Source organism: Winogradskyella sp. (assembly GCF_965656915.1).
In the GTDB taxonomy this organism is placed as follows: Bacteria; Bacteroidota; Bacteroidia; order Flavobacteriales; family Flavobacteriaceae; genus Winogradskyella.
This window is the reverse complement of record NZ_CBFHMI010000001.1, coordinates 246011-258061: the sequence shown is the minus strand read 5'-3', so window position 1 is coordinate 258061 and position 12051 is coordinate 246011. Positions and strand designations below refer to the sequence as shown.

Annotated in this window: 12 protein-coding genes; 5 read left to right on the top strand and 7 right to left on the bottom strand. The window is 31.9% G+C overall.

The window, feature by feature from the left end:
* Positions 1–12: 12 nt before the first annotated feature.
* On the bottom strand, positions 13–1347 hold the full coding sequence (locus ACTG3Y_RS01195) for a hypothetical protein (protein ID WP_439151094.1): 1335 nt from the start codon (positions 1345–1347) through the stop codon (positions 13–15).
* 255 nt (positions 1348–1602) lie between these two features.
* On the opposite strand from ACTG3Y_RS01195, the gene ACTG3Y_RS01190 reads away from it, so the two are divergent.
* Positions 1603–2784, top strand: a complete 1182-nt coding sequence (locus ACTG3Y_RS01190) for a hypothetical protein (protein ID WP_439151093.1) — start codon at positions 1603–1605, stop codon at positions 2782–2784.
* 80 nt (positions 2785–2864) lie between these two features.
* Here ACTG3Y_RS01190 and ACTG3Y_RS01185 read toward each other — a convergent pair whose 3' ends face one another.
* Positions 2865–3818 (bottom strand): NAD-dependent epimerase/dehydratase family protein, encoded by a 954-nt coding sequence (locus tag ACTG3Y_RS01185; RefSeq protein ID WP_439151092.1) that lies wholly within the window; start codon positions 3816–3818, stop codon positions 2865–2867.
* 148 nt (positions 3819–3966) lie between these two features.
* Between ACTG3Y_RS01185 and ACTG3Y_RS01180 the strand changes: the two genes are divergently transcribed.
* Both ACTG3Y_RS01180 and ACTG3Y_RS01175 read left to right on the top strand, forming a co-directional pair.
* Complete coding sequence (locus ACTG3Y_RS01180) at positions 3967–4491, top strand: hypothetical protein (RefSeq protein ID WP_439151091.1); 525 nt, start codon at positions 3967–3969, stop codon at positions 4489–4491.
* Positions 4492–4590: 99 nt separating this feature from the next.
* The gene (locus tag ACTG3Y_RS01175; protein ID WP_439151090.1) at positions 4591–6657 is read left to right on the top strand and encodes a M13 family metallopeptidase; all 2067 of its coding nucleotides are present in this window, start codon (positions 4591–4593) and stop codon (positions 6655–6657) included.
* A gap of 60 nt (positions 6658–6717) precedes the next feature.
* Here ACTG3Y_RS01175 and ACTG3Y_RS01170 read toward each other — a convergent pair whose 3' ends face one another.
* Together ACTG3Y_RS01170 and ACTG3Y_RS01165 are read right to left on the bottom strand one after the other, a co-directional pair.
* Positions 6718–7422 (bottom strand): hypothetical protein, encoded by a 705-nt coding sequence (locus ACTG3Y_RS01170; protein ID WP_439151089.1) that lies wholly within the window; start codon positions 7420–7422, stop codon positions 6718–6720.
* Positions 7423–7531: 109 nt separating this feature from the next.
* Positions 7532–8344 carry an NAD(P)H-binding protein gene (locus ACTG3Y_RS01165; protein ID WP_439151088.1) on the bottom strand — a complete coding sequence of 271 codons (813 nt, stop codon included), beginning with the start codon at positions 8342–8344 and terminating at the stop codon, positions 7532–7534.
* 108 nt (positions 8345–8452) lie between these two features.
* Here ACTG3Y_RS01165 and ACTG3Y_RS01160 point away from each other — a divergent pair, with 108 nt between their 5' ends.
* Positions 8453–8938: a CBS domain-containing protein gene (locus ACTG3Y_RS01160; RefSeq protein WP_439151087.1), complete on the top strand. Its 486-nt coding sequence runs from the start codon at positions 8453–8455 to the stop codon at positions 8936–8938.
* On the opposite strand, the gene ACTG3Y_RS01155 is transcribed toward ACTG3Y_RS01160, so the two are convergent.
* Both ACTG3Y_RS01155 and ACTG3Y_RS01150 read right to left on the bottom strand, forming a co-directional pair.
* Complete coding sequence (locus tag ACTG3Y_RS01155) at positions 8935–9285, bottom strand: hypothetical protein (RefSeq protein WP_439151086.1); 351 nt, start codon at positions 9283–9285, stop codon at positions 8935–8937. The two genes, ACTG3Y_RS01160 and ACTG3Y_RS01155, sit on opposite strands and share 4 nt — an antisense overlap.
* A gap of 26 nt (positions 9286–9311) precedes the next feature.
* Positions 9312–9959: a spermidine synthase gene (locus ACTG3Y_RS01150; RefSeq protein WP_439151085.1), complete on the bottom strand. Its 648-nt coding sequence runs from the start codon at positions 9957–9959 to the stop codon at positions 9312–9314.
* Between the two features lie 178 nt (positions 9960–10137).
* Between ACTG3Y_RS01150 and ACTG3Y_RS01145 the strand changes: the two genes are divergently transcribed.
* On the top strand, positions 10138–10470 hold the full coding sequence (locus ACTG3Y_RS01145; RefSeq protein WP_439151084.1) for a single-stranded DNA-binding protein: 333 nt from the start codon (positions 10138–10140) through the stop codon (positions 10468–10470).
* A 78-nt stretch (positions 10471–10548) separates the two neighbouring features.
* Here the strand turns inward: ACTG3Y_RS01145 and ACTG3Y_RS01140 are convergent, their stop codons facing one another.
* Positions 10549–11859: a T9SS type A sorting domain-containing protein gene (locus tag ACTG3Y_RS01140; RefSeq protein WP_439151083.1), complete on the bottom strand. Its 1311-nt coding sequence runs from the start codon at positions 11857–11859 to the stop codon at positions 10549–10551.
* Positions 11860–12051: the final 192 nt, after the last annotated feature.

Below are 12051 nucleotides of genomic sequence, written 5' to 3'. Positions count from 1 at the left end.
ACTTACCTATATTTATTCTTGTTTTAAGGTAATATAAACTTTAAAGGCTTGATTACTTGCTATACTTTGAGTCCCATTATTTCTAAAAAATATATTCTCGGCTGAACTTTCAATACCTCCATAGATGTAACCAATTAGAGTTTTTTCTTGTTTTAAGGTGTTTAAATTAACAATGTCATTTTCTAAGTAAATAGTCTCATCTGATACAGGAATGAATTCTGCTCCAGACCCTAAAAAGGTGGGCATTTTTATTCCTAAATCTTTTTCTATCATTGATCCATCTAGATTTCTTGTAACCATACTTATTGTTTTAACAAATGGCACTTCATCATCTTTAATAAGCTTTCCATTTTTACCAAATTGATATTGGCTTAACCCACCAAAGAAGACAGTCATCATCTCTTTTGTTTCTGAGTTGTAAATAGGAACTTTAGCACTATGGTACTGACTTAGTAATTGATTAAATTCATTATTTACCTTGTAACCACTTTCTATTACATCTACCGTATTTAACCAAGGTATATTTGCATCGTATTGAAATACTCCGCTAAACATTGTAAACCCTTTTGAATTATCGGGAAAAATTTGAGGCACCATATTGTAATCTCTTCTATGTAGGTTTTGTTTATCTTGATTAGCAGAATAGTTGTTGATAGATAGATTATTACCATCATCAGTAATCTTAAATGTTCTAATTTCATTAGTATATTTTTGAGTAAATCCAGGACCGTGATTTGGACCCATCGGATTGTATCGACCTTCAAAATATTGTCCACCACATAAATAGAATATATCGTTTAAAAGTCCTAATTGTCCACCCGTAACCGCTAGCTTGTCATCAGTAATCTGTCTAAAATAGGCTGATATATTTTCTTTATTAATAATAGCATTTGCCAATCCATCTAAATCTATAGCGGTTAAATTAGGATATGTAATATGGTCTCTTTTAGATTCACTGTATCCATAACCACCTATTACATAAAGTGTATTTCCTCGTTGTTGAAACTCTTGATTTGTAGACTGTAATTGTTCAAAAATAGCAGCAGGAAGAATACTTAAATCTGTTACCCAAGTCTTACTGGCAACAGGATCTATTACAAATACTGAAGTGTTATTTTCTTTTTTTAAGAAAGCTTCAAATGGTCTTATTTTATGTAAGCCATCTATACGACCGCCTAATACTAGCCATTTACCATTACTAGTCTTGCCTAACGCATAAGATTGTATGCCTGGTGCTTCGCTAATAGAAAATGGCTCTATTTGAATTGTAAATTGTTCTTGTGTCGATGAATTACAGCTTGCTAGAGTAAAAGATATTAGAAAGGTAAAAATAATAGTTAGTTTCATTTATTTGTTTTAATGTGTATTTAATTGTGTTTTAGTTAATTATATTGTTCATTTTCAGAGTTTATAATTGTTGCTAACGTTTATGTATATGGTTTGTTGCGTGGTTTAGCACGTAATTTAGCAAATAAAAACCGAATAGAAAATCCGCGAGGATTTTCGTAAGTAGGCTAGAACTAGCAATAAATTATATACGTCTTTGTTGTAACACGTTTATTATTATAATTTGTATTTTTCATATTTTAAATCAATAGTATTATGAGGTTATTTCTTTTAATAATTGCTCTAATCATATTTGCTTCATGTTCAAGTACTGATTCAACGTCAGATCTATGCAGTAATCCAAATGGAATGTATGAAGGCGATTTACAATTTAGAAGCCAAGGTGAGTTAAATAACTTTGATTGGACTTGCTATTCAAGCATTAATGGAATCCTTAAAATAGGACCAGACTACCCTTCAATGTCTGATCCAATTACTGATTTAACAAGCTTAAGCCAACTTGAATATGTTAATGATATGGATGTTTTTAGTAATTCTTTGCTTTCAAGTTTAAGTGGCTTAGAAGACATAATAATTGAAAATTTATTTATATCCCATAACCCTAACTTAAACTCATTAGTTGGCCTTGGAAGCATTACTGGTTCTCTATCGATACGAGTATCTCCTGGATTAGAATCTTTAATTGGTCTAGAAAATGTTACAAATCTTTATTCGTTAGATGTTACCTTTAATGAGAACTTAACATCTTTAACAGGTCTTGATAATTTAAATAGCGTATCTCACGGTATATTTATTAATTTAAATGAAAGTTTACTTTCTTTAAATGGGCTAAATAGTTTAGGGTCAGTCAAAATTATGGATCTGAATGATAATGAAAGTCTAACAACTATAAATGCATTAAGTAATTTAACAACTATTTCTGGTGATGGATCATATTTTATAATACGTGGAAATCATAATTCTCTTGCTAGTTTACAAGGATTAGGAAATATAGAAACTGTTGGTGAATTAGTTATAGAGAATACAACATCTTTGACAAATTTGATAGGTATTTGTAGTTTAAATTCTATTCAAGGAAATTTAAGAATTATCAATAATGAAGGTTTAATAAACTTAGAAGGTGTATCAGGTACAGAATTAAATGGTAAATTAACTATTATTGGTAATTTGAATTTAAACTCTATATTGGGTTTATCAGGTTTAATGAGTACTAAACGAATAGATATTTCGAATAGTGCACTTACTACTCTAGATGGTCTTGAAGATTTAATATTGGTTGATGGACCTATACAAATACAAGTCAATTCAGTATTAATCGATTTCTGTGCATTAAATACTTTGTTCAGTAGTGGAACAATAAATGGCACCTTTGGTACCACTAATAATGCTTTCAATCCTACTCAAAGTATAATGGAATCAGGTAACTGTAGCAATTAACCTTTTTAGTTTTTTTTACAAGTATTTAAACCTTGCAGCTATATTTTAATCAGATGAATTAAAAAAAGTTAAGACAATTTCTAATGCTGATATTTTTTTCTTAATTCACTAAGCATAACTTTACTCATGGCATCTAGATCAAAACGATGTTGCCAATTCCAATCATTACGTGCTATAGAATCATCAATAGATGATGGCCAGCTCTCTGCAATAGCCTGTCTAAAATCAGGTTTATAAGTAATTTCAAAATCTGGCATTTCTGTTTTTATACTTTCAAAAATTTGTTTCGGAGTGAATGAAATTGCCGATAGGTTGTAAGACGATCGTATAGTTAAACTTTCAGCTGGCGCGCTCATTAAATCTATAGTTCCTTTTATAGCATCATCCATAAACATCATTGGTAGACTGGTGCTCTCAGATAAAAAACACTCATATTTACCATTTTTAATAGCTTCATGATATATTTCTACGGCATAATCTGTGGTTCCGCCGCCAGGCATTGCTTTATGACTTATAATTCCAGGATAGCGGATACTTCTAACATCAACTCCGTATTTTTTATGGTAATATTCACACCATCGTTCTCCAACTTGCTTAGTAATGCCATAAACTGTCGTTGGTTCGGAAATGGTATGTTGAGGTGTGTTTTCCCTTGGAGTTGTTGGTCCAAACACGGCAATACTACTAGGCCAATAGACTTTCTTTATAGTGCCTCCTTTTGCTAAATTTAGAACATGAAAAAGTGAATTCATGTTTAAATCCCATGCTTCCATAGGATACTTTTCTCCTGTCGCACTGAGTAATGCTGCCATAAGATAGATTGTGTCTATATTATGATTTTTACAGCAATCCTTTATAGCATTAAAATTTTTTGCATCAATAATTTCAAATGGACCAGCGTTCACTAAATCTAGTTTTCGGGTATTTATATCACTGGCTATGACATTATCTTTACCATGAATTTTCCTTAGCTTTGTCGTGAGTTCTGTACCTATTTGACCACAAGCACCGATGATTAAAATTTTAGAAGGCATTGGTTGATTTTAAAGTGTCATCAAAAATAGTGAGAATTACCTCTGATAAATATTAAAGTTTTCAGAAAATAGAAGTTTTCTTGATAATTTTAATATTACAAACACAATTTAATAGTTTAAGTATATTTACAATCAATTTAAGTCGTATATGAAAATAGGATTTGTCCTTTTAAATATTTGTTTTGTATTACTTATTTCTTGTGGTGAGGATAAAGGTCTTCAAGTCAATAATGATAAAAAGAGTGCTGCCAAGCAAACTATAATTAATGCTAAAGAGATTGAGAATTTTATATATACAGATTATGCTTTGAGTCCGGAAGGAGAAGATGCTGTTTCTCAATGGGAAAAATATAGGGAATTAGCAATTCAAATTACCTACCTAAAAAAAGCAGATTTATCATTTTTTAACGGTGATATTGAGCTTCTCAAAACATTTGTCACGGAATTAAAAGCTGGTATACCAGATCAATTACAAACCAATTCAATTAACTCTAGAGTCTTAGTTGTTGAAAACACATTGTTAAAACTTCACGATGACCTTACATTGAGCAATATTGATGTTAAGAAAAAAAGACTAAGTATACGCGATGTTTTAGTTGCTTTTTCAAATCTAAACCTACAAATAAACAGGAAGATAGAGTTTGATATTTACAACGAGATAAAACCAGAATAGAAAACTTTAACGCATTAAATGCCATTAAGTTGTAACATAAAATAGTTTTTTAAGTCTTATTTATAATTACTATTATTTCTAATTAACTAAAATCATATTATGAAAACCAATCTTAGTCGCGTTTTAGCGATATCAGGTTTGGCACTTTTTACTGTTTTAGCATGTAAAGAAGAAGCCAAAGAGACTGCAATGGCAGAAGAAAAGATTCCAGGTATTATTCTGGAGAATATGGATACCACTGCAGATCCAAAACAAGATTTTTACAGCTATGTAAATGGTAACTGGATGAAGACTACTAAAATTCCTGAAGAGGAAGCTAGTTGGGGAGGATTTGGTGTTTTACGTAAATCAACAAGAAATGACGTATTAGATATCGTGCGAACTTCGAAAGAGTTAGGTACTTATAAAGAAGGATCAGATCAGAAAAAAGCACTTTTATTTTTTGAATCTGAATTAGATACAATTGCACGAAATGAATTAGGTACAAAACCTTTACAGCCATTGTTAAAAACTATTGATGGAATAAATAGTATCTCAGATATGCAAGAAGTGTATGCAAAGACCACTGGCATTGGAGCGCCATTTTTTAATCTTGCCATATTTCCAGATATAAATGATAGTAGCATATATGCACCTTATATTACGCAAGGTGGATTAGGATTACCAGATAGAGATTATTACGTATTACAAGATGAAAAATCTAAACAGCGTCGTCAGCAATATGTAGACCATGTCACCAGAATGATGCAGTTTATTGATTACAATGAAGAAGAAGCAAAAAATGCAGCCGAAATGATTTTAGCGCTTGAGACCAAGTTAGCAGAACCTCAATTTGACAAGGTTGAAAGACGTAATTTCAATAACTTTAATAACCCAAGAAGTATAGAGCAATTAACAGAAATGACTACATCTGTAAATTGGAACAAGTTTCTCAAAGATTCTGGAGTAGAACAACAATTGGATACTGTGTTTGTAGTTGAAATTAGATATATGAAAGCTTTAGAAAATATATTAACTTCTACACCAATAGAAGACATTAAAACTATAATGAAATGGAACACCTTAAATGGTGCAACAGGTTTTTTAACTACCGAAATAGAAAAAGCTAATTGGGATTTTTACAGTAAAACTCTTAGGGGAACTGAAACACAAAGACCAGCACAAGACCGTGCTATGGATAATGTTACAGGGCGCGTTGGGGAGGCTATAGGTCAATTATATGTTGATGCAAAGTTTCCACCTGAAGCTAAAGAAAAAGCCGAAAAAATGATAGCCAATGTCATTACTGCATTTAAAGCTAGAATTGACAAGTTAGATTGGATGAGTGCAGAGACAAAAGCAAAAGCTATAGAAAAATTAGATAAGTTTACAGTTAAGATTGCTTATCCGGATGAATGGAGAGATTATTCAGAATTAATGATTAAAGAAGGAAATAGCTATGCAGATAATATGATGGCCTTTTCTGAATGGAATCTAAAAGAAACTCTTGCAGATTTGGGGCAAAAAGTAGATAAAAAGGAATGGAATATGCCGCCACAAATGGTAAATGCTTACTTTAATCCTTTAAATAATGAAATTGTTTTTCCAGCTGCAATCTTACAACCACCATTTTATAATTGGACAGCAGATGAAGCTGTAAATTATGGTGGAATAGGAGCTGTAATAGGACATGAGATTTCGCATGCTTTTGACGACCAAGGGTCTCAATTTGATAGTGATGGAAATTTAATTAACTGGTGGACGCCAGAAGATTTAGAAGAATTTAAGAAACGAGGTGATGCCTTAGTTGAACAATATTCAGCTATTCAAATGGGAGACAGCTTGTATGTTGATGGAAGAAACACCTTAGGTGAAAATATTGGAGATTTAGGAGGTGTATTAGGAGCTTATGACGGATTGCAACTGTACTTTAAAGAAAATGGTAGACCTGAAGATATTGATGGGTTTACAGCAGAACAACGATTTTTTATGTCATGGGCTACAGTATGGAGAACGTTAAGTAGACCAGACGCATTAGAAACGCAAATTAAAACAGATCCTCACTCTCCTGGAGTGGTTAGAGCAACACAGCCTCTTAAAAATATTGATGCTTTCTATGAAGCATTTGATATTAAAGAAGGTGACGCTATGTATTTACCACCGGAGCAAAGAGTTAGAATTTGGTAATTATAATTTTAAATAAAAAAAGCAGCTCATTGAGCTGCTTTTTTTATGGGTTATTATTACTTAGTTTTTTGTCTCTGTGGCATTTTGAGCCTTTTGAGATTCAAGTGCCTGACGGCTAATTTTAGCTAAATTAAACTTAGGATCAATAGCTAGTGCATCATTCATTAGTTTTAATGCAGCATCTATATTCGCTGTTTTATTTTCAGTAAATGTCATAAGACCTTTTAAGCACAAAAATGCAGCTTTCATAGAGGTTTCATAAGGCTGTTGCGTTTCGTAAAAAGCACGCTTCATGTCATCGGTTACATTGGCTAAGCCATATTCAATATTTTTTCTAGCGCCTTCAATATCGTTAATTTGTATTTTCATATCCGCCATTTCATAAGCTAAATACACATTTGGGTCGCGCTCAAATAGAACTTCATAATGCTCTAATGCCATTTTAGGCTGGTTAAGGTTTTTTAGTGCTAATGCTTTTACCTCAACATTCATATCAGAATCTGATGCGTTTTTCTCTATACCTATAGTATTCAGCGCTTGTCTGTATTGACCTTCTGAAAGGTATAAGTAAGCTAAGGTATCTTTTCTTGCCACATTTGGCTCTAAGATATTTAAATGTGTCATGGCATTAATAATACCACGTACATCACCTTGTTTTTTCATTTCTTTGTAATACGTTTCAAAGTGTTTTTTTAGCTCAGTATTTGTCTGTGCAAAAACACTAACTGAAAATAGCATAACAACTGCGATTGTAATCTGTTTCATTTGTTTTTAATTAATTATTTCTTAGTTATCGAATGATTTGTTTTTTCAAAATTCTAGGGCTTAAAACTATAAAAATTAATAGTAACTGGTCTTAAAAAACTATTAATTTCTAAGGTACTTCCTTAAACGTATAGCTCAAAAGCTGTATTAATTTTGTACTATCTACAATTTTACCTTTACTTTTCTCTGAAGTATTAAAACTCGGAACGTCTAAATTGTGCTGTTTACAATAGTCACTATAATAGAGTTGTTTCTCAGGATGAGCAGGGTAAACCGCATTAAGAGTAATATTCCAAGCTTCTTGTTTTAAAATTTCTGAAATAATTTCTATACAGTCGCTTTTATGAATAAGATTAATGGGAGCTTTAGGGTTGGCAATATTATTTTTGCCAGATAAATAGTTGGCAGGCTGCCTTTTGGAATCAAATAAACCGCCGAATCTGATAATAGTCGTATTAAGTTTAGCCTTTTCTCTAAGTAAATGTTCTATTTCAATAAGTTGTTTTGCTGCCTCTGAAGTTCCATTTGGGCGAGTTTTGTCAGTGATTATTGGAATTTCGGAATCATCCTCAAAAACTGAAGTAGAACTCACATAAATAATATTTTTAACTCTAGTCTTGGATACTTCCTTTAACAACAAGGTAATTTCAGCGACATGATTTTTATTCGTATTTTTTCTAAGTCCAGGAGGAATATTTATAATTACGGTATCGCTTTTATTTAAAAAATCAGCAATGTTTCCTTTAATACCAGTTTCATTGAGTTCAATTAAAAAAGGCAACATGCCATTGTTTTCAATTATAGCTAGTTTTTCTGGTGAAGTAGTGGAGCCATTAACCGTATGACCATTTTCAATCAATTCCTTTCCCAGTGGCAAGCCAAGCCATCCGCAACCTATAACACTTATTTGTGGTTTCAACATTATTAATATATACAGTTACAAAAATACGTCTTATTACACATTGAAAATTCTATTTTGCTAAACAATTAATTTTCAGTAACTTTAATTTAAACACTAAAATATAACGTTATGGGAATAAAGAGTTTTCAAGGTTCGCGTAAGCAACAAACCATTACAGAACCAGTAGCATTAAAAGTTAGAGATTACATGACAACGACGCTTATAACGTTTACGCCAAATCAGTCTGTACAAGAAGTTGTTGAATCTTTAATAAAACACAAAATATCTGGAGGGCCAGTTGTAAATAATAAACAAGAATTAGTAGGAATTATTTCTGAAGGTGATTGTTTAAAACAATTGAGTGAAAGCCGATATTATAATATGCCTTTAGAACATGATAATGTTGAAAAACGAATGGCAAAAGATGTTGAAACTATTGATGGCAACATGGATGTTTTTGATGCGGCAAATAAGTTTCTAAATTCTAAAAGACGAAGATTTCCAATAATTGAAAACGGAAAACTTGTTGGGCAAATTAGCCAGAAAGATATTCTTAAAGCAGCCTTACAACTTAAAGGAGAAAACTGGAACAGTACAACAAAGAGTAGTTCTTAATCGTCTCTTTTTACCAAGGCGTAATAATCTCCCTCTAAGGGTAAATACCCTTGATCATACACAAAGTAATAAACAGTACCAGCTTTGGTAGTGTATATGCTTGTAAAATAATTAAAGTCAAACCCTTTTTCAATTAATTTGGCTCGAGAGCATTTTGTCTTTTTGTTGGGATTGAGCACTTCTAAAATTCTATAATTTTTTCGCAGTCTATTGTTAGTGTTTCTAATGAGGTTCTTAGAATCTTTATTGACACGATTATTAAATGCATTTCTGCATCCATCGCTGCAGAATTTTTTGTCAATTCTACCGATAATTTTATCACCACATTCCGGACATTTTTTTTGCATAAGTTTTAATTAAATTTAAAAATATATTATAAGCCATTGGCAACAATTACAGTATTTGTGTTATTTACTTTTTCATAGACTGAAACATCGTAAACTTTTGATTTTAAAAAAGAAATAATTTCGTCTAACTTAGTATTTGATTTGTTATCAACTACGTCTGCATTAAATATGACATCACCTTTTGATGATTTTGATTTTAGAATCATTTTCCAAAAATCAACTCTTTGGAATTTATTAGGAACCGTTAAATCAATAAATAAATCAATAATAATGAGGTCAAAAAGTTCAGTATTAGTTTTAATAAAATCTATTGCGTCTAAACAATAAATTTTTAATTTTTCATTTTCCGTAATACCAAATTCAGTTTTGGCAATTTCTATAATTGAAGCATCTATTTCAACTGCAGTTATCTTTTGTTGAAAGTTAAAATCTTTACGTAGGGTTTCAATAACGCTTCCACCTCCCATACCTAAAACCAACACAGAATTTACTTTTTTAAGATCAATTTTTTCAATTCCAAACTTTAAAATACGTTGCAAAGACCCATAACTATAGTTAGCATTTTTAGAATTTAAATGCTTTTTACCATTATACCATGTAATTTCTAGCATACCACTATGTTGAGACTCAATAGTCTTTGTTACTGGGTAAATATAGCTAAGAAGTCTTTTCATTACTGTTGTTAGCGTATTTTAGTTCGACAAATATAGTCATTTACAAACGACTACAAACATTTACAAACGAATTTAAATAGGTAACAACCGAATAAAATTTGTGAGTCCTTACATCTTTGACATGTCGAAACATAAGAACTCGATAGTATTAACTGTTTAACATTAAAATTTAGAACACATGAACACATTAAGAAACAAAGTACAGTTGATTGGTAACTTAGGTAAAGATCCAGAAATCATCAATTTAGAATCAGGCAAGACCTTGGCAAAATTTGCAATAGCAACTAACGAGAGCTACAAGAATGCACAAGGTGAAAAAGTAACAGACACGCAATGGCACAACATTGTGGCTTGGGGAAAAACAGCACAGATCGTTGAGAAATATGTTGGCAAGGGAAAAGAAGTTGCTATAGAAGGTAAATTAACGACGCGTTCTTGGGAAGACAAAGATGGTATGAAACGTTACATTACTGAAGTGATTTGTAGTGAATTATTAATGTTAGGAAAGTAGATAATCCTAATCTATAAAAATTAAAAAAGGAGCAACTTTTTGGGTTGCTCCTTTTTATGTATTAGAGGGTTACCTTATTTAATTCTTAATTACTCTTTTAGTAATTGTTGCACCTGTAATATCATTTGTAATTTTTACAAAATAAAGTGCATTATCTAATTTATCTAAATTTGATAGTGTAATGGTATCGCTGTTAGCAGATTTATTTTCAGTCATGATCACTCTACCATTTATATCAATTAAATCTACGGTGTAGTCGTCGTTAAAACCATTCACCAGTTTTATACTTACAGAAGATGTAAATGGATTTGGACTAATTTCTATATCAGCTACTTCAAATTCATCTACGGTTAAAGAACCACCACAAATGGACCATCCCATATCTTCAAAAAAGCCCAAAGTGATATTACCTATATTATGATTTCCTTCACCTTGCGCTGCAGAAGGTGTCATTAACGCATTGAGGTCACCAGCCGGATAGATAAACTCATCCCAATGCGCATAACTTGAACCAGGTGTATAAGAAGCAGGTGCAAAAAATTCTGGTGGTACCCCACCATTTTGGCCAACTGCAATCGGACCATTACAAAACAAATCACCACTTGTGAATTCAACGTGTAAGTCTGTTGAAGGGTCAGTAAAAGATAGAATTGATGCTCCAATCCCATTTTCTACAAATTCGTCGTAAATGGTATTTCTTGTAGTGCCGTTTATAACTGTTCCTATTGTTCCGTCAGAAGATCTTCTCGAGGTAAACCCAAGACCATGACCTATCTCATGTAAAACAACTGTTACAAAATCTATTTGATTTGCAGGTGGATTAGCATCTAATCCAAAATAAAAATTAAAAGTACTACTGAAGCTAGCACTAATATCTGGTGTTTGCAAACCAAAATTATCCGTATCAGATCCTTCTAATTTTTCTACAAGCGCTTTAGGATACCATGTATTTGGCATGGCTTCTGGTGCAATATTTGTATCTACAGTGAAGTAGCCCAGAGGTCCTGCAGCACCTAATGTATTGCCACCTAAATCTTCAAAATTGGCATTGATAATGATATCTACAGAGGATTCAATTGAAAAGGACCAAATATCTACTGCAAATTGAAATGCGGTCTGAGCTTCTGGTGTAAAACCTGTATAATTTACCACAAAATTAGAACAAGGTGTGCCTCCACCACGCATTTTTTCTAAGACAGCTTCGTTTCTGAGTGAAGACGTTAATCCTGTGTATTCACCAGGTGGTAGCCTACATATTGGTCCATCAGGAATAAATTGTTGTCTAACAAATCCGTTGTCTTGAGCAGTTATGTTAAGAGAAAAAAACAAAACTCCTAAAAAGAAGGAGAGTTTAGTAATAGTATTCATTGTAAAAGTAGTTTTGTTCATAATTAGCAATTTTTTGCTTCTAAAATAAAACAAATATAGTTAATAGTAGGTATTTAGTTAATTAGCTGTTAATAGATAAGTAGCGTTAGGTAATATATTTAGGCAACTTTTTTTAGCAAATCAAAACAAGGACACTTTTTACAACGTTTATGTTCTGCTTTTTTATACTTTTTACATCATTTAGATTTAACT